The 22831-nt window shown below is 62.4% G+C and carries 26 protein-coding genes and 1 pseudogene; 15 read left to right on the top strand and 12 right to left on the bottom strand.

What is annotated here, in order from left to right:
• Positions 1 to 455 precede the first annotated feature (455 nt).
• The gene (locus X741_RS162865) at positions 456 to 1121 is read right to left on the bottom strand and encodes an outer membrane protein (protein ID WP_023776224.1); all 666 of its coding nucleotides are present in this window, start codon (positions 1119 to 1121) and stop codon (positions 456 to 458) included.
• 272 nt (positions 1122 to 1393) lie between these two features.
• Between X741_RS162865 and ade the strand changes: the two genes are divergently transcribed.
• Positions 1394 to 3211, top strand: a complete 1818-nt coding sequence (gene ade / locus X741_RS162870; RefSeq protein ID WP_023776223.1) for an adenine deaminase — start codon at positions 1394 to 1396, stop codon at positions 3209 to 3211.
• A 20-nt stretch (positions 3212 to 3231) separates the two neighbouring features.
• Here the strand turns inward: ade and X741_RS162875 are convergent, their stop codons facing one another.
• Positions 3232 to 4392, bottom strand: coding sequence for an alpha/beta hydrolase (locus tag X741_RS162875; protein ID WP_023776222.1), 1161 nt, complete (start codon positions 4390 to 4392; stop codon positions 3232 to 3234).
• 143 nt (positions 4393 to 4535) lie between these two features.
• A complete protein-coding gene (locus X741_RS162880) occupies positions 4536 to 5609 on the bottom strand; it encodes an alpha/beta hydrolase (RefSeq protein WP_023776221.1) in 1074 nt (357 codons plus the stop codon).
• Between the two features lie 410 nt (positions 5610 to 6019).
• Here X741_RS162880 and ilvA point away from each other — a divergent pair, with 410 nt between their 5' ends.
• Positions 6020 to 7276, top strand: coding sequence for a threonine ammonia-lyase IlvA (ilvA, locus tag X741_RS162885; protein WP_023776220.1), 1257 nt, complete (start codon positions 6020 to 6022; stop codon positions 7274 to 7276).
• Positions 7273 to 7827 carry a DUF1697 domain-containing protein gene (locus tag X741_RS162890; protein ID WP_023776219.1) on the top strand — a complete coding sequence of 185 codons (555 nt, stop codon included), beginning with the start codon at positions 7273 to 7275 and terminating at the stop codon, positions 7825 to 7827. The genes ilvA and X741_RS162890 overlap by 4 nt, the downstream gene beginning before the upstream one ends.
• Positions 7828 to 7829: 2 nt before the next feature.
• On the opposite strand, the gene X741_RS162895 is transcribed toward X741_RS162890, so the two are convergent.
• Together X741_RS162895 and gloA are read right to left on the bottom strand one after the other, a co-directional pair.
• Positions 7830 to 8123 carry a DUF2218 domain-containing protein gene (locus tag X741_RS162895; RefSeq protein ID WP_013895789.1) on the bottom strand — a complete coding sequence of 98 codons (294 nt, stop codon included), beginning with the start codon at positions 8121 to 8123 and terminating at the stop codon, positions 7830 to 7832.
• 139 nt (positions 8124 to 8262) lie between these two features.
• Complete coding sequence (gene gloA, locus X741_RS162900; RefSeq protein ID WP_023764274.1) at positions 8263 to 8703, bottom strand: lactoylglutathione lyase; 441 nt, start codon at positions 8701 to 8703, stop codon at positions 8263 to 8265.
• Between the two features lie 216 nt (positions 8704 to 8919).
• Here gloA and X741_RS0133850 point away from each other — a divergent pair, with 216 nt between their 5' ends.
• Genes X741_RS0133850 through X741_RS162910 form a run of 3 tightly spaced genes read left to right on the top strand, consistent with a single transcriptional unit; the run spans position 8920 to position 10888 of the window.
• The gene (locus X741_RS0133850; protein ID WP_031249706.1) at positions 8920 to 9516 is read left to right on the top strand and encodes a cold-shock protein; all 597 of its coding nucleotides are present in this window, start codon (positions 8920 to 8922) and stop codon (positions 9514 to 9516) included.
• Between the two features lie 23 nt (positions 9517 to 9539).
• Positions 9540 to 10100, top strand: a complete 561-nt coding sequence (locus tag X741_RS162905; protein ID WP_023776218.1) for a DUF192 domain-containing protein — start codon at positions 9540 to 9542, stop codon at positions 10098 to 10100.
• Between the two features lie 20 nt (positions 10101 to 10120).
• A complete protein-coding gene (locus X741_RS162910) occupies positions 10121 to 10888 on the top strand; it encodes an alpha/beta hydrolase (RefSeq protein WP_023776217.1) in 768 nt (255 codons plus the stop codon).
• A 173-nt stretch (positions 10889 to 11061) separates the two neighbouring features.
• On the opposite strand, the gene X741_RS162915 is transcribed toward X741_RS162910, so the two are convergent.
• On the bottom strand, positions 11062 to 11667 hold the full coding sequence (locus X741_RS162915) for a hypothetical protein (RefSeq protein WP_023776216.1): 606 nt from the start codon (positions 11665 to 11667) through the stop codon (positions 11062 to 11064).
• A gap of 145 nt (positions 11668 to 11812) precedes the next feature.
• On the opposite strand from X741_RS162915, the gene cysE reads away from it, so the two are divergent.
• Both cysE and X741_RS162925 read left to right on the top strand, forming a co-directional pair.
• Positions 11813 to 12661, top strand: coding sequence for a serine O-acetyltransferase (gene cysE, locus X741_RS162920; RefSeq protein ID WP_013895783.1), 849 nt, complete (start codon positions 11813 to 11815; stop codon positions 12659 to 12661).
• Positions 12662 to 12813: 152 nt separating this feature from the next.
• Positions 12814 to 13017: a DUF3126 family protein gene (locus X741_RS162925; protein WP_023764279.1), complete on the top strand. Its 204-nt coding sequence runs from the start codon at positions 12814 to 12816 to the stop codon at positions 13015 to 13017.
• 57 nt (positions 13018 to 13074) lie between these two features.
• On the opposite strand, the gene X741_RS162930 is transcribed toward X741_RS162925, so the two are convergent.
• Positions 13075 to 13806 carry a hypothetical protein gene (locus X741_RS162930; protein ID WP_023776215.1) on the bottom strand — a complete coding sequence of 244 codons (732 nt, stop codon included), beginning with the start codon at positions 13804 to 13806 and terminating at the stop codon, positions 13075 to 13077.
• A 123-nt stretch (positions 13807 to 13929) separates the two neighbouring features.
• On the opposite strand from X741_RS162930, the gene X741_RS162935 reads away from it, so the two are divergent.
• Both X741_RS162935 and X741_RS162940 read left to right on the top strand, forming a co-directional pair.
• Positions 13930 to 14271: a hypothetical protein gene (locus X741_RS162935; protein ID WP_023776214.1), complete on the top strand. Its 342-nt coding sequence runs from the start codon at positions 13930 to 13932 to the stop codon at positions 14269 to 14271.
• A gap of 20 nt (positions 14272 to 14291) precedes the next feature.
• Positions 14292 to 14819, top strand: coding sequence for a gamma carbonic anhydrase family protein (locus X741_RS162940; protein WP_023776213.1), 528 nt, complete (start codon positions 14292 to 14294; stop codon positions 14817 to 14819).
• Positions 14820 to 14862: 43 nt separating this feature from the next.
• Here the strand turns inward: X741_RS162940 and X741_RS162945 are convergent, their stop codons facing one another.
• The 4 genes from X741_RS162945 to X741_RS162960 form a co-directional block, all read right to left on the bottom strand.
• Positions 14863 to 15423 carry an ankyrin repeat domain-containing protein gene (locus X741_RS162945; RefSeq protein WP_023776212.1) on the bottom strand — a complete coding sequence of 187 codons (561 nt, stop codon included), beginning with the start codon at positions 15421 to 15423 and terminating at the stop codon, positions 14863 to 14865.
• A gap of 277 nt (positions 15424 to 15700) precedes the next feature.
• A complete protein-coding gene (locus X741_RS162950; protein WP_023764283.1) occupies positions 15701 to 16309 on the bottom strand; it encodes a transglutaminase-like cysteine peptidase in 609 nt (202 codons plus the stop codon).
• A gap of 277 nt (positions 16310 to 16586) precedes the next feature.
• Entirely contained in the window at positions 16587 to 17204 is a 618-nt protein-coding gene (locus X741_RS162955) for a PilZ domain-containing protein (protein WP_013895776.1), read from the bottom strand.
• A gap of 118 nt (positions 17205 to 17322) precedes the next feature.
• A complete protein-coding gene (locus X741_RS162960) occupies positions 17323 to 17955 on the bottom strand; it encodes a PAS domain-containing protein (RefSeq protein WP_023764285.1) in 633 nt (210 codons plus the stop codon).
• Between the two features lie 393 nt (positions 17956 to 18348).
• Here X741_RS162960 and X741_RS162965 point away from each other — a divergent pair, with 393 nt between their 5' ends.
• Positions 18349 to 19104, top strand: coding sequence for a rhomboid family intramembrane serine protease (locus X741_RS162965; protein WP_023776210.1), 756 nt, complete (start codon positions 18349 to 18351; stop codon positions 19102 to 19104).
• Between the two features lie 87 nt (positions 19105 to 19191).
• Entirely contained in the window at positions 19192 to 19623 is a 432-nt protein-coding gene (locus tag X741_RS162970; RefSeq protein ID WP_023776209.1) for a CBS domain-containing protein, read from the top strand.
• Between the two features lie 46 nt (positions 19624 to 19669).
• Here the strand turns inward: X741_RS162970 and X741_RS1000000167890 are convergent.
• Positions 19670 to 19798: pseudogene (locus X741_RS1000000167890) on the bottom strand (YjhX family toxin); the annotation flags it as partial.
• Between the two features lie 182 nt (positions 19799 to 19980).
• Between X741_RS1000000167890 and gatB the strand changes: the two are divergent.
• The 3 genes from gatB to X741_RS162985 all read left to right on the top strand — a co-directional run bounded on the left by gatB (position 19981) and on the right by X741_RS162985 (position 22831).
• Entirely contained in the window at positions 19981 to 21480 is a 1500-nt protein-coding gene (gatB, locus tag X741_RS162975; RefSeq protein ID WP_023776208.1) for an Asp-tRNA(Asn)/Glu-tRNA(Gln) amidotransferase subunit GatB, read from the top strand.
• Positions 21481 to 21484: 4 nt separating this feature from the next.
• Entirely contained in the window at positions 21485 to 21976 is a 492-nt protein-coding gene (locus X741_RS162980; protein ID WP_023776207.1) for a GNAT family N-acetyltransferase, read from the top strand.
• A gap of 156 nt (positions 21977 to 22132) precedes the next feature.
• Positions 22133 to 22831: an AIM24 family protein gene (locus tag X741_RS162985; protein WP_031249704.1), complete on the top strand. Its 699-nt coding sequence runs from the start codon at positions 22133 to 22135 to the stop codon at positions 22829 to 22831.

Below are 22831 nucleotides of genomic sequence, written 5' to 3'. Positions count from 1 at the left end.
AACAAATCAGCAAAAACAAAGAGTTGAACGTTCAACTAAGGATAGCTGAAATCGCCGACGCAACCAAACAGCAGTTTTTGTGAAATGCAAAATTGCTATGTGTTTGATTTTGTTGAGGTTGCATCGGCTAGTTTTTAAGTCCCTTGCGTCTACCAATTCCGCCACGTCCGCAGGCCAGCCCTTTTCAGACGCCAGACGCAGGCCGTCAAGTCGTGTTCTTGGCAGTCCGAACGCCGCTCATCCCAGAGGAAGGGGCGTAACGATACTGGTGTGATCGCGGAATTTAGCGCGCCGCGCGCAATGCGTAGGGTGTTTGCACGGCGGACTTGATCCACCGAGGCCGGCGTCTACCAGGCCCAACCCATTCCCCCGCCCACTGGGGGCGCCGGCCGCCCCTCTCATCGCAATTGCCAATCACGCCATATCGGTCGTTCGCCGACCGATATTGGCAATGTTCAGAACTTGTAGCTCAGATTGACGCCGACGGTGTTCAGCTTCGTATCTTGGTCGCGGTCGGTGAAGCCGTTGGATCCATCAAAGTGCTCCGAGCCGAAATCGTAGTAGCGATACTGCGCGCCGACGACGAATTTGTCGGTCAACGCATAGTCGACGCCGGCGCCCACGGTCCAGCCGACATTCGTACGTTTTTCGGAGAAGGCGGCGCCCGCGGCTTGCGAGGTTTCGATGCCGGCGAAGGCGACGCCGCCTATGCCATAGACAAGCACGCGGTCCATGGCATAGCCGGCCTTTGCATTGACCGACCCGAACCACTTGACGTCGGTACCGAACGTGTTTCCCGCGCCTAGGTCGGCCGTCCCGTCGACGGAGGAATAGTTGAGGTCGGCCTCGGCGCCGATCACCGCCTGGTCGAATTGCCACAGCCCGGCGACGTGGCCGCCGACGAAGCCGCCGTCGATGTCGGGCGAGACGGAAAACGGTCCGCCGTCGGTTCCGGAGATATCGGATTGGCCCCAGCCATAACCCGCCTGCATACCGGCATAGTAGCCGGTCCAGTCGAAGCCGGGCGCGGTCATCGGCACGTCGACTGCCGGGTCGGCTGCCAAAGCCGGCACGGACAGGGCTGCAAGAAGACCGGCACTTGCGACGATAAGGCGGTACATCGAACTCCCCGGACGAAGAGCAAGAAAAATCCTTGCAGGCAACGTAACCTGATTTGCCGCAAAACGGAATCAGATTTCCTATGCCGCCTGCCGCACCCCTCCGGTGGCAAGCCGAAGCCCGCGACCGGCGAACTCCATCGCCTCGCGGAATGGATTTTGGCCGGTGGGCGCGATAGCCGTCGTGAAGGCTGCGTAGGCCTTACCCTATCCGCGGTTTGGCGCTGGTCAAAACCAGGCAGGCTTGGCACAGTCGCGCAAACAGGAGTTCCTTCATGGCAAAGAAGCCGGCGGCGCATGCGACGAAACCCAGGCCCTGGACCGAGATGGCGACTCATCTCGTCGACGTCGCCATGGGTCGCAAGCCCGCCGATCTCGTCATCCGCAACGGCCGCTGGGTAAATGTTCACTCCGGCGAGATCATTGCCGGCACCGACATCGCGATTGCCGGCGGCCGCTTCGCCTATTGCGGACCGAATGCCAGCCACGCGATCGGCCAGGGCACCAAGGTGGTCGACGCCGGCGGGCGCTATCTGGTGCCCGGGCTCTGCGATGCGCACATGCATGTCGAGAGCGGCATGGTGACGGTGACCGAGTTTTGCCGCGCCGTCATCCCGCATGGCACCACCTCGATGTTCATCGACCCGCACGAGATCGCCAATGTGCTGGGCCTGCCCGGCGTGCGGCTGATGCATGACGAGGCGGTGGCCATGCCTGTCAACGTGCATGTCCAGATGCCGTCCTGCGTGCCCTCGGCGCCGGGGCTCGAACATGCCGGCGCCGAGCTGACGGTCGCCGATGTGGCGGAGGCGATGAGCTGGGAAAACATCATCGGGCTCGGCGAAGTGATGAATTTCCCTGGTGTGGCGGCCAACGACCCTGTGATGTCGGGCGAGATCGCCGCGACCGTGAAGGCGGGGAAGACGGTGGGCGGGCATTATGCCTCGCGCGATCTCGGCCTGCCGTTCCACGGCTATGTCGCCGGCGGCCCGGAGGACGACCACGAGGGCACGCGCGCCGAGGACGCCATCGCCCGCGTGCGCCAGGGCATGAAGGCGATGCTGCGGCTGGGCTCGGCCTGGTACGATGTCGCCTCGCAGATCAAGGCGGTGACGGAGAGCGGCATCGACCCGCGCAATTTCATACTGTGCACAGACGACAGCCATTCCGGCACGCTGGTCCACGAAGGCCACATGGACCGGGTGGTGCGCCACGCCATCAGCCAGGGGCTGAAGCCGGTGACGGCGATCCAGATGGCGACGATCAACACCGCCCAGCATTTCAGGCTGGAACGCGAGATCGGCTCGATCGCGCCAGGGCGATTGGGCGACCTGCTGATCGTCTCCGATCTCGCCGCGATGACCATCGACGAGGTCTATGCGCGCGGCGTCAGGCTGGCCAAGGGCGGCAAGCTCGACATCGACATTCCCGCCTATGACTATCCGAAGACGGCGAAGAACACCGTCAAGTTGGGCAAGAAGCTGAAGGCCGGCGATTTCGACATTACGGCGCCCAAGGGCGCCAACGAGGTGCGGGTGCGGGTCATTGGCGTCATCGAGAACCAGGCGCCGACGCGGGCGCTGGAGGCCGATCTTCCAGTCGAGGACGGGCTGGTCGCCATGGATCGCCGCAACGACATCTGCCAGATCGCGCTGGTCGAGCGGCACAGGGGCACCGGCGGCGTCACCAATGCCTTCGTCTCCGGCTTCGGCTATATGGGTGACTGCGCCATGGCTTCCAGCGTGGCGCATGACGCCCACCACATCATCTGCGTCGGCACCAACAAGCAGGACATGGCGCTGGCGGTCAACCGGCTGGGCGAGGTCGGCGGCGGGGTCGTGCTGTTCTCCAAGGGCAAGGAACTGGCGCTGGTCGAAATGCCGATCGCCGGCCTGATGTCGGACGAGCGGGCCGAGATCGTCGCCGCCAAGGCGGACAAGCTGACCGAGGCGATGCGCAAGATGGGCTGTTCCCTGAACAACGCCTACATGCAGCACTCGTTGCTGGCGCTGGTCGTCATTCCGGAGCTCAGGATCTCCGACGTCGGCCTGATCGACGTCACGACGTTCCAGAAGGTCGATCTTTTTGTCTAGATCAGCCGCCGGTGGCCTGCTTAACCGCCGGTAGCGATGGTCAGCACCTTGAACGGTGTCGTGATGATGACTTCGGCGGCGGAGCCGACGGCCTTGCCCAGGCCTTGGCCGATATTGGCAAGCTGGGCGGGGTTCTCATCGGCAGCTAGGCCAGCCGGCGTACGCAGCCGGTCACCGAGCAATTGCACCAGGAACGGGTTGTCGGCAAATTTCGCGTGGTTGAGGCCTCCGTCGCCGCCCTTGGTCTTGGTCAGGTCGACGACGGACACACCATAGCTGGCGAGATCGGCCGCGTTGCCGTAGTCGCCGACACGCGGTTTGTCGCCGGAGATGAATGAAGACAGTTTGAGCGCCCGGTCATCGCCTGAAAGCAGCACGGCAAACGGCTTGTCGGGCTTGCCGTAACGGATCATCTGCTTCTTGAACACGTCGACATCGATGTCCGGTGAGGCGAGGATGACGTAACCGAGCTTGCCGCCGAGATCGCGGTCGCGGGTGATGGCGAGCTGGCGCAGCGCCTCCATCGTCAGCCAGGTTCCCATCGAATGCGCGATGATGTCGATGCTCTTGACCCGCGTCTTGGCGAGCATCCTGAGCGTCGCCTCGAGATCGTCACGGGCGGCGGTTGAGCTGTCCTTGTCGTAGATATAGCCCGTGGTCTTGGCGCTCGAGGCCCAGGAAAACAGCACTGGCGTGCCCGGATATTTCGTGTCGTGGGCGATCTGCGTCAGCCGGTAGATGCCGTCGTCGAAGCCGTTGTTGAAGCCATGCACGAAAACCAGCGCGCGATCGCCGCGCACGGCGATGTCGGAGCCGACCGCTTTGGCGAATTGCGGAGCGCCCTCATAGTAGGTGACGTTTTTGGCGGTGAAATCCTTCGCCGGATTGCTGTTGGCCGACCCCTTAACCCGCTCGATGGCGCCGACCTGATGGCTTTTCGGGACCGTAACGTCGACACGGGCGTAGCTGGTGGTCAGAGAACGATCACCGTCGAACACCTGCCGCGGATCTTTCGTTGCCCTCTGGCGCGTCGTTGCAACGAAAATCTCATGCGTAGCCGCGATGTCCGAAGCTGGCGCGGCGACGGTGGTCTTGTTGAGGAGGTCATGCGTAGGGCCGGCGCAGCCGGCGATGGCGAGCGCAAATGCGACGACGAGCAAACCCTTCAAACGCACAGTCACACGCCGGCTCCCGTTGAGGGGGACGTCAGACGCATGACGTCGCTGACTATCCCGATAAGGCCAGAGGCCGGCGCGGTCCAGTTCAAAGTGGATTGATGGCTCGGCAATGGTGAACGGGCACGGCGAAATCCGCTGCGCCGCATCTATTGTCCAAGCAGGCTGATGCGGTCGGTCACGTCGCGGTCGCTGGCAAAGCCGTCATCCTCGCGCAGCCGCTGGCCGATCATCTTCACCAGGGCCGGATTGTCGGCGAATTTCGTGTGGTTGAAGCTGTCGCTGCCCTTGACCTTGGAGAGATCGACCACCGTCACGCCATAGGAGGCAAGATCGGCGGCGTCCTTGTAGTCGCCGACGCGTGGCCGCGCACCGGCGATCAGGCCGGAGAGCCTGAGCGCCCGGTCGTCGTCCGACAACAGCAGGATGAACGGCTTGTCCGGCTTGCCGTAGCGGCGCATCTGGCTCTTGAACACGTCGACATCGATGTCGGGCGAGGCAAGCACAACGTCGCCGAGCTTGCCGCCGAGGTCGCGGTCGCCGCTGATGGCCATCTGGCGCAGCGTTTCCATGGTCACCCAGGTTCCCATCGAATGCGCGACAATGTCGATGCGCCGTGCGCCGGACTGCTGCAGCATGCGCAAGGTCACTTCGAGCTGGTCGCGGGCGGCACTGGCACTTTCCTTGTCGTAGACATAGTCGGTGGTCTTGGCGCCCGAGGCCCAGGAGAACAGCACGGGCGTGCCGGGATAACCGGAATCATGGACGATCTGGGTCAGGCGGTAGACGGCATCGTCGAAGCCGGTGTTGTAGCCATGGACGAAGACCATGACGCGGCCGCCACGCGCGGCGATGTCGGCGTTGAGCGCACTGGAGAATTTCGGCTGGGTGTCGTAGCCGACGACCTCGGAGGCCATGAAATACTTGGTCGGATCGTTCGATTTGCCGCGCGAGCGCCGCTCGATCTGGCCGGTCTGGTGGACGCCTGGCACGGTGACGTTGACGCGCGCGTAGTTCAGCGTCGCCGAGCGTTCGCCATCGAAGACCTTGTTTGGATCATCGGATTTCTTGCGCGTCGTGGCAATGAAGATCGAGTGGTTGCCGGCGATTTCCGTCACCGGTACGGCCATGACCGCGCTACCGAGCAGTTCCTCGGTTTGGCGGCCACCGCAGCCCGTAACCAGCAAGGCAAGCGCAAGAATACAAATCGTCTTCAAATGCACGTCAAAATTCCACGTCAAAATTCCACCGGGCCCAAACAGGGGCCGTCCACCCTCCGCGATATCTCCCCAGCAGGCCAAAGTGCGGCGGAAGTAAGTCGTGTCCAGCCGAAATCTCATCGGCGTCCGGCGACGGCCCTCCGACTGTTGCGCGAAAGCCAACGCGGCGGCGGGACGGCTGGAACGCCGCGCAAGGCCAGCACCCGGAGCCTCGGCCGGATGCCGCGAGCGGCACCGACGATGCGCGCTCACACCGTTTGCAGAGGACATCAACAAACGCTTTCAAGTGACTGCAATTATGGCAGGAATGTGTTTGCGCCGGCGCGAGGCCAATCGGACAATGGTCTTGCCCTGCCGGATGTGCAATAGGGTTGTGTCTAACTCGCCTGCGGGCGGTCCGGGATGATCTTGCCATGACCAGCTTTTCCTCACGCGTCGCCACCGCTGCTGCCGCGATCCGTCAGATTTTTCCGGGGACGCCGCTGCAGGAGAATGACTATCTGTCGAAAAAGACCGGCGCGCGGGTGCTGCTGAAGCGCGAGGATCTGAGCCCCGTGCGGTCCTACAAGATCCGTGGCGCTTTCAACTTCTTCCGCAAGGCGCTTGCCGCCGGCAACCAGGCCGAACTGTTCGTCTGCGCTTCCGCGGGCAATCATGCGCAGGGCTTCGCGTTCGTCTGCCGCCATTTCGGCAGGAAGGGCGTGGTGTTCATGCCGGTGACCACGCCGCAGCAGAAGATCGACAAGACCAGGCTGTTCGGCGGCGACTTCGTCGAGATCAGGCTGGTCGGCGATTTCTTCGACGACTGCTACCGCGCCGCATTCGAATTCACCGAAAGCTCCGGCGCCCACATGGTGCCGCCCTTCGATCACAAGGACATCATCGAGGGACAGGCGACGGTCGCCTATGAGATCGCGGACCAGATGCCGGGCGCGCGCATGCCCGACATCGTCATGCTGCCGGTCGGCGGCGGGGGCCTGGCTGCCGGGGTGACGCATTACTTCGCCGATCAGGGTCGGGACGCGCGGTTCGTCTTCTGCGAGCCGGCCGGGGCGCCCAGCCTGCGCGAGAGCCTTGCGGCGGGAAAACGGCTGAAGCTCGCCAAGGTCGACAACTTCGTCGACGGCGCGGCGGTCGCCGAGATCGGCCGCGAACCGCTGCGGCATCTCAAGGAGTTCGCCGCCGACACGGTGCGGCTCATCCCGGAAAACCGGCTCTGCGCCACCATGATCGAAATGCTCAATGTCGAAGGCGTCGTGCTGGAGCCGGCCGGCGCGCTGGCTATCGATGCGCTGAAGGACTTTTCCAGGAAGGAGATCCGGGGCAAGACCATTGTCGCGATCGTCTCGGGCGGCAATTTCGATTTCGAGCGGCTGCCGGATGTCAAGGAGCGGGCGCTGCGCTTCGAGGGACTGAAAAAATACTTCATCATCCGCTTTCCGCAGCGGCCGGGCGCGCTGCGCGACTTCCTCGAACTGCTGGGTCCGGACGACGACATCGCGCGCTTCGAATATCTGAAGAAGTCCGCGCGCAATTTCGGCTCGGTTCTGATCGGCATCGAAACCAAGGATCGCCGTAATTTCGATCTGCTGAAGGCGAATTTCGAGGCCGAGGGCGTCCAGTATCAGGACATCACCGACAACGAGACGTTGGCGGGGTTCATCATATGAGCGCAAAAACCTTCGTCGCCCTGTTTTCCGGGATCAATGTCGGCGGCAACCGCATCGTCAAGATGGCGGAGTTGCGGACGTTCTTCGAGGATCTCGGCTTTTCCGACGTCGCCACCTATGTGCAGAGCGGCAATGCCGTGTTCCGGGTCAGGAAGGGCGATGCCGCCACGCTGGCAAAGCAGATCGAGGCGGCCTTCGAGAAGAAATGGGGTTTTCATTCGCGCATCATGGTGCGCGATCTCTCCTGGTTCGAACGGCTGGTGAACGAAAATCCCTATCCGGAAGCGGCCGCTGACCACACCAAGCTCCATGCCTATGCGCTGGAGCGCGAGCCGACCGCCGAAGAGGTGGCGCGGCTCACCGAAAAGTGCACCGACCCCGAGCGCTTCGAAGTCAAGGGAGATGTGCTCTACCTCAGCGCGCCGGACGGGCTCGGCAAATCAGTATTTGCCAACCTCATTCCGCGCGTTCTGAAGGTGCCCTGCACCGCGCGCAACTGGCGCTCGGTGCTGGCGCTGCTGGAGATGGCCGGGCAGACCGGCAAAAAATAGGATTACGCGGCCGGAGCCCGCTTCCAGTCGAAGCTCAGCTCTTCGCGGAAGGCAAAGCGCTTGATGTGGTCGGCAACGACGCTTTCCAGGCGCTCGAGCGAACCTGCTTCGTCAGTCGATACCGCGATGTGCAGCGCACTTGCATCGGCATCCATGGTGGTGCGGCCGAGCGAGAGATCGATCGTGCCATGGGTGGGATCGAACTCGACCGGGAATTTGTGCGCCCAGTGCTTGCACAATTGCTGCAAATAGCGGCTGGCATGTTCGGTGGCGACGTCGGCATGGCTGGACGGCATGACTGAATTCTCCGCGGGCGGACGCCCATTGGCATGACAAGACGCCGGCGTTCTCAAAGCCGGCGCGACATCGGACAGATAGGCACTGTGTTGCCGAACGCCAGAGGCCGGGCAATATTCGTCCGGCACGGATGGAAGCTTACCAGCTTCCGGTGTTCGCCATCGAAGCCCAGGGCTCGGCCTTGGCCTTGGCCGGACCTTTCTGCAAAAGCTCGATGGAAATGCCGTCGGGTGACCTGACGAAGGCCATGTTGCCGTCACGCGGTGGCCGGTTGATGGTGACGCCGCTGTCCATCAGCCGCTGGCAGGTGGCATAGATGTCGTCGACCTCATAGGCGAGGTGGCCGAAATTGCGGCCGCCCTTGTAGTCTTCCGAATCCCAATTGTAGGTGAGTTCGACCAGCGGTGCCTTCTCGTTGATGCCGCTTTGCTCGTCTTCCGGCGCGGCGAGGAAGATCAGCGTGTAGCGGCCCTGCTCGTTTTCATAGCGGCGCACTTCCTTCAGGCCGAGCTTGTTGCAGTAGAAATCGAGCGAGGCATCGACATCGGCGACGCGGACCATGGTGTGCAGATAGCGCATGTGTTTTCCTCGATTTGTTGGGTTGCGGCGCAACATAGGGTCGGGTCGCTCAAAGGGCAATCGTCGGGCCGCGGAGATGCCGGCAAAGAACAAATACGGTATTCCCGCAATGAACCGTGAAAAAAGGCACGTCAGGTCTTGCACACACGGGAAGCGCCGGTGTTAATCTGGTATCAAGAATCAGTTGCGGTGTTCTTGAAAAGAGGGGGCATTCTTATGGGGGAAAAGGCCTCTTTGACGGGGCGGGCCGATACCCTTGGCGACGCCTTGACGCGCGACGAAGGCGGCGATGCCGCCGATCTCGTCGAAATAGCCGGCGCCATCAAGTGGTTCGATGTGGCCAAGGGGTACGGGTTCATCCTTCCGGATGACGGTATCTCGGGCGATATCCTCCTCCATGTGACATGTCTTCGACGGGACGGCTTCCAGACAGCCCTGGAAGGCGCGCGCGTGGTCTGCCTTGTCAAGCAGGGCGAGCGCGGCCTGCAGGCCTTCCGCGTGCTGTCCATGGATGTCACCACCGCCGTCCATCCCGCGGAAATGCAGGAGCAACGCACCCATGTCTCGGTGACGCCGGAGAGCGGGCTCGAACGTGCCTTGGTCAAATGGTTCAACCGCACCAAGGGATTTGGCTTCCTGACCCGCGGCGAGGGTACCGAGGACATTTTCGTCCATATGGAGACCTTGCGCCGCTACGGCATCACCGAGCTTCGGCCCGGACAGGTCGTGCTGGTCCGTTTCGGCCGCGGTGACAAAGGCCTTATGGCCGCCGAAATTCACCCCGATATGGGTACCTTGCCGGCCTCGCATTAGGGCGACCCGGCCGAGGATTTCGAATGGCTCATAGGAACTGGCTGACGGCGGGCGTGATCTGCGCCGTTGCTGCCGTCATCATCGCCGCAGGCGCTTTCTTCTATTTTCAGGTACCCAGCGCGGCCGAAGGCCGGGCGATGGTCCTTCCTGTCGATCCGACACCGCTGGTCGCGGTCACGAAAAGCGGCGAACGCTCCTTTTCGATCGAAGTCGCCGATAACGAGGCAGAGCGGGAGGCCGGCCTGATGTTCCGCGAGGACATGGCCGACGATCACGGCATGCTGTTCGTCTTCGATGAGACCCGCGAGGTCAATTTCTGGATGAAGAACACGCCGATGCCGCTCGACCTGATCTTTGTCGGCCAGGACGGCAGGATCCGGGCGATCGAGGAAGGCGAGCCGCAATCCGAGGCGATCGTGTCGCCCGGCGAGCCGGTCCGCTTCGTGCTCGAACTCAAGGCCGGCACGGCCGCCCGGGACGGTATCGCGGACGGCGATCTTTTGCGCCATCCGGCGATCGGCACCGCATCGGGGCTTGGCATGCCGCCGGCCGACAAGGGCGATGCGCCCAGCGGCGGCGGTTGAATACGCAGGCGGGATCGCTGATGCAGTATTTTTCACATGACGGGTTCGATCTTGCCTTCCTCGACCGCCAGCCGGCATCGGGCGAGGGCGATCCCGTGCTGATGATCCACGGCTTCGCTTCGAGCCATTATGTCAATTGGGTGTCGCCCGGCTGGTTCAAGACGCTCAACGATGCCGGTTACCGCGCCATCGCCTTCGACAATCGCGGCCACGGCTCGTCGTCCAAAAGCTATCAGGAGGCAGACTACACGCCCGACGCCATGGCCTCCGACGCGGCCGCCCTGCTGGATCATCTCGGCATCGGACGTGCGCACGTGATGGGTTATTCGATGGGCGCGCGTATCGCGGCGTTCCTGGCGCTGTCCGATCCGGGCAAGGTGGCGACGCTGATCTTCGGCGGCCTCGGCATCGGCATGATCGACGGTGTCGGCGACTGGGATCCGATCGCCGCGGCCCTTCTTGCCGACGATCCGGCCACGACCACGCATCCGCGCGGCCGTTCCTTCCGCGCCTTCGCCGACCAGACCCGCAGCGACCGCCGGGCGCTTGCCGCCTGCATCGTCAAATCGCGGGAGCTGTTGAGCGAGGACGATATTGCCCGCATCGCCCAACCGACGCTGATCGCCGTCGGCACCACCGACGACATTGGCGGTTCCCCGGACGAGCTTGCCGCCCTGATGCCGAACGCCAGGGCTTTTCACATCGAGGGCAGGGACCATATGCTGGCGGTCGGGGACAAGACCTTCAAGCAGCGCGTGCTGGAGTTCTACGCCGAAAATCCGCTTTGAAGCTGCGCGCCAGTGCCGGGCTCAGTCTCGGGCTCTTGCGCCTTGAATCGACTTTTGCGAGCACGCACAGCGATCAGGCCGAAGGCCCGGGCGTTTCTCGGGGCTCTGTTCGATACGATCCCGGTAGCACGAACCACGTAAGGCGACCCCCGCAAGGGCGTCAGGGGGAACGATCAGGCAGGCTTCTGCAGCGCCTCCAGCGACCGCGCCATGTTCAGCCTGGCCTGCGGCTCGAAACGCCGGCGAAATTCCTCCGTGTGGAAGATATGCGGACGGGCAAGGAAATTCGTCAGCACCGCGCCGCGGCTGGCGCGCCACATCGGCTCCTCCACCCAGTCGTATTCGCGGCGAACCGCGCGCTCATAGGCGTCGAAGGCATCCGGCTCAGCGCCCAGGATCGACAGATCCATGTCGAGCAAGAGGCTGGCATCCCGCGTCGCCGTTGCGTCGTCGAACCGGGGCAGTTCATGCGTTGCGGTGGCCAGGATCATCGCGCTGATGCGGCTCAGGCGCCCGGCATCGATGCGGCCCGCGAGCCAATTTTCGGCAAGCGCCACGCTTTTGGCCTCGTTGTCCTTGGCCTTGCTGTCGTAGATGGCGTCGTGGAACCAGATCGCCGCCTCGACAGCCTGGGGGTCGCCGAGCAGCCCCCGATAGTCGCCAGCCAGCGCCAGCATCGCCTCGATATGGGCAAGGTTGTGGTAGTGGCGGTCCTCGGCCCGGTAGAGCGCCGAAAGCTCGGTTTTCACTGCATTGTCGATCAAGGGTTCGTTTTCCATGGCTGCTTGAATTCCTGCGAACCAAATCCATTTGACAGAGCACTAAGGAAAATTGAGTTCAATCGTGCTATGATCTGGCCTATATGTGCGGCCAGATAGCAGGCAGCACCACAGGCAAGCTAGCAGGACGCAGGACAAGACGTCGATGAACAGCATCAGCATTTCCCGCCACAGCGCGTTGCAGCCGGTCGATCCGATCTGGCGTTCGATCCGTGATGAAGCGATGGAAGCGGTCAACCGCGATCCGCTGCTTGCCGCCTTCCTCTATTCGACGATCCTCAATCAGGAGAGCCTGGAAGAGGCCGTGATCCACCGGATCGCCGAGCGGCTCGCCCATCAGGATATCGGCTCCGACCTCATCCGCCAGACTTTCAAATCGATGCTGGCCGACGACAAGGGCTGGCCGACCACGGTGCGCGTCGACATCCAGGCCTATTATGATCGCGACCCGGCCTGCGACCGGTTCATCATGCCGGTTCTCTATTTCAAGGGCTTTCACGCCATCCAGACCCATCGGCTGGCGCATTGGCTGTGGAACCAGGGCCGCAAGGATTTCGCGCTCTACTTGCAGAGCCGCTCGTCGTCGGTCTTCCAGACCGACATCAACCCGGCCGCGCGCATCGGCATGGGCATCTTCATCGATCACGCCACCGGCCTCGTCGTCGGCGAGACCGCGGTCATCGAGGACGATGTGTCGATCCTGCACGGCGTGACGCTGGGCGGCACCGGCAAGGCCGGCGGCGACCGCCACCCCAAGATCCGCCGTGGCGTGCTGATCGGCGCCGGCGCCAAGATCCTCGGCAACATCGAGATCGGCCACTGCTCCAAGATCGCCGCCGGCTCGGTGGTGCTGTCACCGGTGCCGCACAACAAGACCGTTGCCGGCGTGCCGGCCCGTGTCGTCGGCGAGACCGGCTGCGATCAGCCTTCGCGCCAGATGGACCAGTTGCTGCCGTCGCAGACGATGGACCAGGTGGTCAGCTTCGACATCTGATTTTCCACGCCGGCGTGCTGCCTAGCGTGATCGCGATTGCCCGGCGGCGCTGCGGCTTCCGGTGCAATACACCCGGCTTGCCTTTACATCGCCATTGTCGACGTGCCAGAAGCGCCCTTCAAACCAGCAAGCCCGATGATCGGAGAAGACTGTTGAAGCCGGACGAAATCAGAAAGCTGGACGCCTATTTCAAGCGCGTCTTCCAGAACCCCAAGCTTGTGGTCAAGGCACGGCCCCGCAAAGAGGATTCGGCCGAAGTCTATGTCGGTGAAGAGTTCCTCGGCATCGTCTTCAAGGATGAGGACGACGGCGACTACAATTTCTCGATGGCGATCCTCGACATCGATCTGGCCTGAGCCAGCATTGTTTCACGGCGGGCCGCGTCGAGCGCGGCCGGCCTCGGCACCTGTCCGTCAGTGCCCGGTTTTCAGCATTCGCGCGGCCTCGTCCGTCATTGCCGCGTCGAGCGCCTGCCAATCATCGAGAAACTCTTTCGGAAAACGATAGGTGAGGCTGAGATCCTCGCCGACATGGATGTCTCGCTCGCAGGGCGCCAGCGATTCGCCGGCGCTCGGCCCGCTCAGGCATCGCGCCACGAAGGGGTCCTTGCCCTCCCGCTTGCCGACGACCAGTACCTCGTTCAGGTAGCCTGACTTCTCATTGAAGCCGTAGACCGTCGTGCCGCCTGGCCCGGGAATGCCGGGCTGGACGATCAGCGCACTGTAGATCGGCGCGAACCGGCCGCTCATGTCGCGCGACATCATCTGCTGTTCGAAGGACAGGAAAATGATGTTCTTGGCTGTTCCGGTGTGATTGAAGTCGTCGCTCGCCGCCGCACTGAAGCCGTCCATCTGCGGATAGCGAAGATAAAGGTCGAGACGCGAGGCGATGCCGTCGCGCCGGGCCTGGGCGAACCGGATGGTGTTGGCCGGAACGGCAATGACATTGTTGCCGATCACCACCTGATGGATGGTCGGATCGTCCGTATAGCCGGCCATGGCGATGGAGTGCCCGAACCATTTGCCGCCAAGGCTGATGGCAATCGACAGCAAGGCCAGCGCCGCGAAGGCGTAGAACACCCGCTTCATCAGCACGGAATCGACCACGGTCAGTTCGGGGCCGTCGGCGATCGTTGCCTGCTTCATCTCGGTCCTCGGATCCAGCTTGCCATGCGCCTTGGGTGTCCCTCGGCGGCACACATCGCTCGGCACGGCTCTTGCAGCCTTGCTGAAACGACTGTGCGATTTCATGGTAAATGGAAGGTTAAGATGACTGATATGGAAACCTTCCTGTTCGCTTTTGTCGTCGGACTGACGGTCTGCGGACTGATCGGCTCGACGATGGAGCTGGTGTCAGGCCGCAAGGTCGCCTTCGCGGAACCCTATGTATCGCCCTCGCATGTGCTGCGCTCGCTGGCGGCGACCGCCGGCGCCGGGCCCTTCATGCTGATCAACGATGCCCTGGATGCCCGGCGCCAGAACCGCATTTCGACAATGGCGCTCTTGTCGTGCGGCTGCACCGCGATTGCCTGGTCCCTGGCGCTGGGCATCGTCGTGCTTGCCATTGCCTCAGGGACGATCCGTCTCCTAGGGTCCGGCATTCCAGCCTGAATGCGATTCGGAGGCCGAAAATGCCGCTATATGCGATCGATGGAACCGAGCCCAGTTTCGTAGACACCGGCTCGAACTGGATCGCACCCGATGCGACGCTGATCGGTAATATCAGCGTCGGCCGCAACGCCGGGTTCTGGTTCGGCGTCGTCATCCGCGGCGACAATGAACCTGTTGTCATCGGCGCCGACACCAATGTGCAGGAACATACGGTCATGCACACCGATCCCGGCTTTCCGCTGACCATCGGCGAAGGCTGTACGATCGGCCACCGGGCGATGCTGCATGGCTGCACGATCGGCGACAACAGCCTGATCGGCATGGGCGCCATCGTGCTGAACGGAGCGAAGATCGGCAGGAATTGCCTGGTCGGCGCCGGCGCGCTGGTCACCGAAGGCAAGGAATTCCCGGACAATTCGCTGATCGTCGGCTCACCGGCCAAGGCGATCAGGGTGCTTGACGACGCGGCGGTCGCCAGGTTGCGCGGCTCGGCTGCGCATTACGTCGCCAACGGCAAACGCTTCAAGGCGGGGCTGAAGAAGGTTTGAGGGCATTCCTACCTGTCCGTGTTGCCGACGATCGCAGCCCAATTCACCGTCCGCTAGAGCCGCGCCCGGCTATCGCATCACGCAACAATGAAGCACCGGCTTCGAAGCCTGCATTGTCGGCCTCCTCGACGGCTGTCGTATAGTTGTCGATGCGGGTTTCGAGCATCGGGTCGGCGCCCGCCGCCAAAAGCAGGCGGATTGCTTCGGCGCTACGAATGACCACTGAATAGTGAAGCGGTGTCCAGTCGTTCACGCCCCGCATGTTGGGATCGGCGCCACCGTCGATCAACAGTCTGACGATTTCCAGTCGGTCGGTGCGGTCGGTGGACAGCGCGGCAATGATTGCCGGAAAGCCACCGTGATCCTGATAATTCGGATCGCAGCCCGCATCCAGCAACGTCGAGATGAAGCCGACCGAACTCCAATAAATCGCATATTCCAGCGGGTGCCCGAGCCCAAGCTCGAACGGCATGCGCTCGTCGAACCAGCGTGGTGAGCCGCCCAGGGCTTTGCCAAGGCCATCGAAGTCACCGGCCTTGAACGCGTCGTCGATCGCCTTGAACAGACGATGGCGCTCGCATCGATCTTCCGGGATTTCCAACATCACCGTGATCCAGAAGGCGAAATCAATGGCGTATAGTGCCTCGACCTGCTGCTCGTGGAAAGGTGGGTCGGGATGACACCAATGGCTCGACCGATCTTCAGGGCCGCCAAGGTGATAGGTTGCTCAAGCGACCGCCAGAAGTGGCGGAGCCGGCCCGGGGACGGGGCCGGCTCCTATGACCCGGTCGTTGGGGACGGGGAGGGTGGGGACTCGACCGGGTTTCTCCTGAAGCGCGTCCATTCGTGCGACGCGCTTGATCTCTGTTCTCTGCGCGCCCTTAGCGGACGCTGGCGACCGCGTCGGAGCGGCCGTCGTTGATCGTCACCCAAACGCCGGAATTCTCCGTCGATTGGCGCTTGAGATAGGTGTAGTCGGTGTCCGTCCAGGACAGCACCTTGGTTTGCAGATTGTCGAGAATGAACTCGCCGAGGCTAGTGCGCACGGTCAGCACGGCATGGCCGTCGCCGTTTGGCTGGCGCGCGACCGTCATCAGCAGGTCGCCGGCCGGCACGCCGATATCCATCAGCTCGCGACGCTTTTCCAGCGCGTAGTCCTCGCAATCGCCATAGCCATTGCCGGGATAGGCCCAGTATTCCTCGACACCGTAGTTTTCCATGTCGGTGCGCGGCTTGACGCGGGTGTTGACCGAATTGTTGATGTTGATGATCGTTGCCCAGAGCTTGCGGGTCAGGTCGACCGGCGCTCCCTTGGGCGTCTTCTCGTTGCATTCGCTGGGAATGCGCTGGCAGAATTCATAATGGCCAACAGGCTGTGTGGTGCGGCCGCCGGTGTGCATATAGGCCGGTCCCGCGGCATATGCTGATCCCCAAGCGGAAAGCTGCATCGCCATTGCCAGCAGCAATAGCTTGCCCCTCGTTTTTTTCATTTCTAGTCTCCCCGTTCGAAGGAGACATTGCCACAGGTGGATTTATTTGACGCAAAGGCGCGAAGTAGATATTAAGTAAAACGCCTGTAGAATAAACATAAAATTTGAATCATTTGAGTATTGAATTGTTTGGATTGCGGGGGCCCGGTGCCTTTCGAGTATGCAGGCTGTCGATAACTGCGGGCTGCCCGGCGGGATTTCGATCGCTGTTTTACCGAACAAAAAACCGGCCGCGAAGGGCCGGTTCGATTGGGGCGTCCTGACCTGACCGATCCGGTCAGGCGCGCGGTGTGTTGAATTCGGAATCGAGCGTCTCGGGGCGCTGGATGACGGCGAATTCGATGGCGACGCCATCCTCGAAATGGCGAACGATCTGCCCGCGCATGGTGCCGAGCGTGACCTGGACGCCGATCGCCGGTTTGACGTCGATCTCGACCGCCGCACCAGACAGCGACAGGTCGATGATCCGGCACTGATATTGGCGGCCGTCGGTGAGCTGCAGCACGCTGGTCGGATTGCGCGGCGCGACGCGCTCGTGGCGGCGGTCTTCCGGCAGGTCGAGCTCGTGCTTGTTGGCAAGCCAGGTCAATTGCGCGGCAAGCTTGTCCTTCTTGCGGTCGGACGCAATCACCGTCATCGCAAAGCCGTCCTGCAGGGTGCGTGTCACGACACCTTCGATGCGGCCGATATGGTCGATATAGGCAATGACTTTCTCGCCGGGCATACCGATGCGATCGGTGCGAAACGCGACGTTGCCGGGCGACATGTCGACGACTTGGCAAGGGTGTTCGGTGCGGTCTTCCAGCATGAAGCGCCCGTATATCTTCACCCGGACGCGCTGAAAGTTACGCCTTTCAGCTTGGGACGGCGCGTAGTCGACCGCCGCTGACCTCATGTCTGCCTACACCCCGTTTGGCATTCCGCGCGTCGATGCGGGGAACTTCATCGCAGAACTACAACAAAGCGGGTTAACAAAGGGGAAAAGTGAGCTCGTCGGGCCGGCAGATCGTCAACTATTCCTCACGCCCACCGTCGAACACGACGAGATGGCGGATGCGGCGCGCGCGGCCGAGTTCCGAGATCGTTTCGGGGGTGTCGATCTCGTCTGGAACGAGCGAGGGAACGCTGATCGCCGGGCGGTTGTTGAGGAGTTCCTTTTCCGGGTCGATGACGCGGATCGAATCGATCAATGCGTCGGTGATTGGATCCGCACCCAGCCAGAACGGCTTCTCCACGGCGCTGATCACGCCGAGGCAGCGCGGGTTTTCGACGCCGCCGTCAAGCGGCAGGGCAAGCAATTCGAACTTGTTGGAGCGACCGTTGCGGCTAAAGCCCTCGAAGGCGATCAGCACGACCGATTTCTGGTCGAAGACGCCATGGATCAGCCGCGATACCAGCCGCTGGTCTTTTTCGCGCCACAACGACGGGAACGAGAACCCCTTGAGTTCGCGGCCATAACAGGCGCACAGCCTGGTGCCGGCCAGGCGGAACACGGGTTGCCCGCGCGTGTCCCGTTCCAGGATGAACGTATCGGCCAGCAGCGATTTGATGTCGGCCGGCTCGACCTCCGATCGCTTCGGAGCGGGGCGTCCGTCACGCAGGCGGTTCCAATAGTGGAACAGCGTGATCGATCCGTTCTGGTTCATGCTATGCAGCTCCGCGCATTCTGTCGTCTGATGTCCCATCGGTGAACAGAAGGGCGCCCTCCGATGACCTACATGCGTTGCCGAGCAGGAAGCGTGCCAGCGTCGTTAACACTTGTTCACGGGTCGGGGCCGTTAAGGTTAACAAGTGGTTTACGTTGCGCCCGGGCGAGCCCTGTGGCACACCAAAACCACTCCAGAAGCGGTCGTTTCGCGACGATCGGCAGCACTTCAGTCAAGAGTTTTAGGGGAGCAGGGGGCTCGACCGGCCGTTCAAGGGAAACCTTGGACGGCTTCTTTTTTGATTCGCGCTGGGGCGATTCGCCCTTTGTGAGTTGGCTGCCAGTGGTCTAGATGCTCGCCCGACTGAATTCCCTGGATCGAGTGCTGGCGCTTATGAGCGAACCCGAAAGTCCCCCCGAAATGGAACAGGCCGGCCTGGAGCCGGAACGGCGTCGTGAGCCGGTATTCAACCTGCCGCCGGTCGTGCTCGCGATCATCGGCATCTGCGCGGCTGTCTTTCTGCTGCAGCAGTATGTGCTGAACGACACGCAGCAGATGACGCTGTTGTACGACGGGGCCTTCATTCCCGTCCTCTACACCGGACAATACGGCTTCGACTGGTTCCTGTTCACGCGGCCCTTCACCTATGCTTTCATGCATGGCGGTTTTGCCCATATCGCCATCAACATGGTCTGGCTCGCGGCTTTTGGCTCGCCGCTGGCCAATCGTCTGGGCGCACTCCGGTTCGCAGTGTTCTTTGCCGTGACCGGACTGGCTTCCGTGGGCCTCTTCTGGGCGATGCATCCGTACGGAGAGGCGCCGCTGGTCGGCGCTTCCGGCGCCATATCGGGCATGATGGGTGCCGCGGCGCGTTTCGGCTTCCACACCGACCGCTCGGCCGGCAAGGCTGCTTTCGCTGGCCCGGTGCTGCCGGTCTCGATCGTGCTGCGCTCGCGCGGGGTCGTCATCTTCCTTGCCATGTGGATGATCATCAACCTCGCCACCGGCCTTCTCGGCTTCGCGCCGGGAACAGATGGCCAGATTGCCTGGGAAGCTCATATTGGCGGCTTTATCGCGGGTTTTTTCGGCCTGCGGTGGTTCGACAGAGGATGGCAGGCGCCGGAATGGGAGAGCCTCGACCGCACTTGAAATGCAACCGATCACGGCGCACCATGTTCACTCTTACGTGAAGCCGGTCTGGGCAGGGGACCGGCAGGCGAAGCAGAGGAGGACGCCATGACGGTTAAGGCAATTCTGGAAAGAAAAGGCCATGACGTGTTGACGCTCGGGCCGAACGAAAAGCTGAGCGAAGCCATCCGCATCCTGGCCGAACACAAGATCGGCGCGTTGGTCATCACCAACGGCGATCACAAGATCGTCGGCATCCTGTCCGAACGCGACATCGTGCGGGTGGTCGCCAGGGAAGGTGCCGCAGCGCTCGACATTCCCGTGCGCTCGGCCATGACGCCGAAGGTGAAGATCTGCAACGAGAACCACACCGTCAACGAGGTGATGGAGATCATGACCAGGGGGCGTTTCCGTCACCTGCCGGTGGAAAAGGACGGCCTGCTCGATGGCATCGTATCCATCGGCGACGTGGTCAAGCGCCGCATCGAGGATGTCGAGCGTGAGGCCGCGGAAATACGCGCCTACATCGCCACCGCCTGAGCGGCGAAGGAAAACGCCGGCCGATATTCCGGCCGGCGGCACAAGGCTACCTGTTGTCGAGTTCGGAGCGGACGAGTTCAAGTCCGCGCCTTGTGATGCGGTAGGGACGGCCACCCGACGACGAAACCGCCTTCTTGCGTTTCAGCTTTCGAAACAGGTCGAGATGGTCAGGGCCTACCGGGACTGAGCGTAAGTGGACATCCACTCTCCATTGGAATGGGAGTCCTATAGGCGAACAGGTCAGAAAAGGCCAACCTGCGGCTTTGCGCTTGTCTCGCCGGGCGGTTTGCACTAGCGAAGGCCAACACCCAAATTCGCGAAAATCGCAATATTCGCGAGCTAGAAGCGCAGGCTACCATGACACTCATCGATACCCGCACGCCCGACGCAAAACGCCTGATCCCTGGCGCCACCGGTGACTGGGAGATCATCATCGGCCTCGAGGTCCATGCGCAGGTGACCTCGGAAGCAAAGCTGTTTTCCGGCGCCTCGACCACTTTCGGCGCGGCCCCCAACGCCAATGTCAGCCTGGTCGATGCGGCGATGCCCGGCATGCTGCCCGTCATCAACGAGGAATGCGTCAAGCAGGCGATCCGCACCGGCCTCGGCCTGAAGGCGCAGATCAACCACAAGTCGGTCTTCGACCGGAAGAATTATTTCTATCCCGATCTGCCCCAGGGCTACCAGATTTCGCAGTTCAAGCAGCCGATCGTCGGCGAGGGCACGGTGATCGTCTCCGTCGGTCCCGACCGCCAGGGCGAATTCGAGGACATCGAGGTCGGCATCGAACGCCTGCATCTGGAACAGGATGCCGGCAAGTCGATGCACGACCAGCACGCGACCATGTCCTATGTCGATCTCAACCGCTCGGGCGTAGCCCTGATGGAAATCGTCTCCAAGCCCGACATGCGCTCCGCCGACGAGGCCAAAGCCTACGTCACCAAGCTGCGCACCATCGTGCGCTATCTCGGCACCTGCGACGGCAACATGGACGAGGGCTCGATGCGCGCCGACGTCAATGTCTCCGTGCGCAAGCCCGGCGGCGAATTCGGCACGCGCTGCGAGATCAAGAACGTCAACTCGATCCGCTTCATCGGCCAGGCCATTGACTATGAGGCGAGGCGCCAGATCGCCATCCTCGAGGATGGCGGCAAGATCGACCAGGAGACGCGCCTGTTCGATGCCGTCAAGGGCGAGACGCGCTCCATGCGCACCAAGGAAGAGGCGCACGACTACCGCTATTTCCCCGATCCGGATCTTCTGCCGCTCGAGTTCGACCAGGCCTATGTCGATGCGCTGGCCAAGGAGTTGCCGGAATTGCCCGACGCCAAGAAGGCACGGCTGATCGCCTCGCTCGGCCTCTCGACCTATGATGCCTCGATCCTGGTCTCGGAAAAGCCGATCGCCGACTATTTCGAGAAGGTGGCCGCCGGCCGCGACGGCAAGCTCGCCGCCAACTGGGTCATAAACGATCTGCTCGGGCAACTGAACAAGGCCGGCCAGGATATTGAAAACGCTCCGGTTTCGCCCGATCAGCTTGGTGCTGTCATCGACCTGATCAAGGACGGCACGATCTCCGGCAAGATCGCCAAGGATCTGTTCGAGATCATCTGGAACGAGGGCGGCGATCCGCGCCAGCTGGTCGAGAGCCGCGGCATGAAGCAGGTCACCGACACCGGCGCCATCGAGAAGGCCGTCGACGAGGTGATCGCAGCCAATCCCGACAAGGTCGAGCAGGCGCGCGCCAAGCCGACGATGGCTGGCTGGTTCGTCGGCCAGGTGATGAAGGCAACGGGCGGCAAGGCCAACCCGCAGGCGGTCAACGACCTGGTCAAGGCCAAGCTCGGCATCGAGTAGGGCTATGTTCGTTCGCACCGCAGGGGATCGTGACCTTGCTGCCATCCGGGCGTTGCTGGTCGAAACCTGGCACGCGACCTATGACGCCATCTACGGCCCCGCGCGGGTCACCGCGATAACCGAGGAATGGCATTCGATCGCCGCGCTGAAGGCGCGGCTGACCAAGCCGAACAGCGAATTCCTCGTCGCCGATGACGGAAAGCGCATTGGCGGCGTGGCTTTTGCCGAAAGCGTCGATGGCGGAGAACTGGTTGTCCTGAAACAGCTCTACGTGCTTCCAACCCTGCAGGGCAGGGGCATTGGCGGCATGCTCCTCGACGAGGTCATCGAATGCTTCCCCGAAGCCCGGGCCGTCCGTCTGGAGGTGGAGAAGCGGAATACGCACGCCATCGCCTTCTACGAGGCGAACGGCTTCGTGCGGTCCGGCGATGCCGGCGAGCGCGCACGCGCCACTGGTGAGGCAACGCTCGTCTATCACCGGCCGCTCGCCGACTGATTCCTTCCGGCGGACAGGTCTGGATCACCTTCGCGCGAGCGGCGTTGTGGAGGGGCTGTTTTCGTTTGACGCCCCTTGGCTCCGGCCCCAAAGCTGCCTCAGCTGACCGTGCGGAAGCCGGAATGAACCGGCACGCAAGGCGGCGCTGGGGGGATCATGCCAAGCTTGCCGGAACTGATGCCGACACAAGTGTCGGACGAAACTTTTGGTGGCGTCACCTATCATATAGCGGGCGAGCTGGTGCCCGTGCTTTCCGTCGATGTGACGCGGATGCCGGTCTATTTCGAGCACCACATCCTTTTGTGGAAGAACTCCACCATCACCATCGGGCTGAAATCGCTGAGGGGCGCGCTGAAACGCATGATGGCCGGCATGCAGATCTTTGTCACCGAGGCGTCGGGGGCGGGCATCATCGCCTTCAGCCGCGACGGACCTGGCCACATCGTGCCGATCCATCTCAGGCGCGGCGAGGAGATCCAGGTGCGCGAACACCAGTTTCTCGCCGCTACCGGCAATGTCGACTACACGTTCGAGCGGGTGCGCGGCCTGGCGACGATGCTGTTTGGCCAGAGCGGTTTTTTCATCGACCGTTTTCGCGGCGATGCCGGCGACGGCATCGTCTGGCTGCACGGCTACGGCAATGTCTTCGAAAAGACGCTTGCACCAGGCGAGACCATCGACATCGAGCCGGGCGGCTGGCTGTTCAAGGACACCTCGGTCAAGATGGAAACCAAGATCGACCGCCTGTCGAGCGGCTTCTTCGGCGCCAACATGAATTTCATCGTCAACCGCTTCACCGGCCCGGGCCGGGTCGGCATCCAGTCGATGTATCTGCATATGCCGACCGAGGAATAG

Origin of the sequence: Mesorhizobium sp. LNHC221B00 (assembly GCF_000502935.1) — a bacterium.
Classification (GTDB): Bacteria; Pseudomonadota; Alphaproteobacteria; order Rhizobiales; family Rhizobiaceae; genus Mesorhizobium; species Mesorhizobium opportunistum.
This window is presented reverse-complemented; position numbering and strand designations above follow the sequence as displayed.

Coding starts and splice junctions, on each gene's coding strand:
- X741_RS162935 (WP_023776214.1), top strand. CDS start 13,930: ATGACTGATATGGAAACCTTCCTGTTCGCTTTTGTCGTCGGACTGACG.
- X741_RS162890 (WP_023776219.1), top strand. CDS start 7,273: ATGAGCGCAAAAACCTTCGTCGCCCTGTTTTCCGGGATCAATGTCGGC.
- gatB (WP_023776208.1), top strand. CDS start 19,981: ATGACACTCATCGATACCCGCACGCCCGACGCAAAACGCCTGATCCCT.
- X741_RS162970 (WP_023776209.1), top strand. CDS start 19,192: ATGACGGTTAAGGCAATTCTGGAAAGAAAAGGCCATGACGTGTTGACG.
- X741_RS162915 (WP_023776216.1), bottom strand. CDS start 11,667: ATGGAAAACGAACCCTTGATCGACAATGCAGTGAAAACCGAGCTTTCG.
- X741_RS162930 (WP_023776215.1), bottom strand. CDS start 13,806: ATGAAGCAGGCAACGATCGCCGACGGCCCCGAACTGACCGTGGTCGAT.
- X741_RS162960 (WP_023764285.1), bottom strand. CDS start 17,955: ATGAACCAGAACGGATCGATCACGCTGTTCCACTATTGGAACCGCCTG.
- X741_RS162955 (WP_013895776.1), bottom strand. CDS start 17,204: ATGAGGTCAGCGGCGGTCGACTACGCGCCGTCCCAAGCTGAAAGGCGT.
- X741_RS162895 (WP_013895789.1), bottom strand. CDS start 8,123: ATGCCGTCCAGCCATGCCGACGTCGCCACCGAACATGCCAGCCGCTAT.
- ilvA (WP_023776220.1), top strand. CDS start 6,020: ATGACCAGCTTTTCCTCACGCGTCGCCACCGCTGCTGCCGCGATCCGT.
- X741_RS162985 (WP_031249704.1), top strand. CDS start 22,133: ATGCCAAGCTTGCCGGAACTGATGCCGACACAAGTGTCGGACGAAACT.
- X741_RS162950 (WP_023764283.1), bottom strand. CDS start 16,309: ATGAAAAAAACGAGGGGCAAGCTATTGCTGCTGGCAATGGCGATGCAG.
- X741_RS162945 (WP_023776212.1), bottom strand. CDS start 15,423: ATGTTGGAAATCCCGGAAGATCGATGCGAGCGCCATCGTCTGTTCAAG.
- X741_RS162965 (WP_023776210.1), top strand. CDS start 18,349: ATGAGCGAACCCGAAAGTCCCCCCGAAATGGAACAGGCCGGCCTGGAG.
- cysE (WP_013895783.1), top strand. CDS start 11,813: ATGAACAGCATCAGCATTTCCCGCCACAGCGCGTTGCAGCCGGTCGAT.
- X741_RS162905 (WP_023776218.1), top strand. CDS start 9,540: ATGGCTCATAGGAACTGGCTGACGGCGGGCGTGATCTGCGCCGTTGCT.
- X741_RS162865 (WP_023776224.1), bottom strand. CDS start 1,121: ATGTACCGCCTTATCGTCGCAAGTGCCGGTCTTCTTGCAGCCCTGTCC.
- X741_RS0133850 (WP_031249706.1), top strand. CDS start 8,920: ATGGGGGAAAAGGCCTCTTTGACGGGGCGGGCCGATACCCTTGGCGAC.
- X741_RS162910 (WP_023776217.1), top strand. CDS start 10,121: ATGCAGTATTTTTCACATGACGGGTTCGATCTTGCCTTCCTCGACCGC.
- ade (WP_023776223.1), top strand. CDS start 1,394: ATGGCAAAGAAGCCGGCGGCGCATGCGACGAAACCCAGGCCCTGGACC.
- X741_RS162980 (WP_023776207.1), top strand. CDS start 21,485: ATGTTCGTTCGCACCGCAGGGGATCGTGACCTTGCTGCCATCCGGGCG.
- X741_RS162940 (WP_023776213.1), top strand. CDS start 14,292: ATGCCGCTATATGCGATCGATGGAACCGAGCCCAGTTTCGTAGACACC.
- gloA (WP_023764274.1), bottom strand. CDS start 8,703: ATGCGCTATCTGCACACCATGGTCCGCGTCGCCGATGTCGATGCCTCG.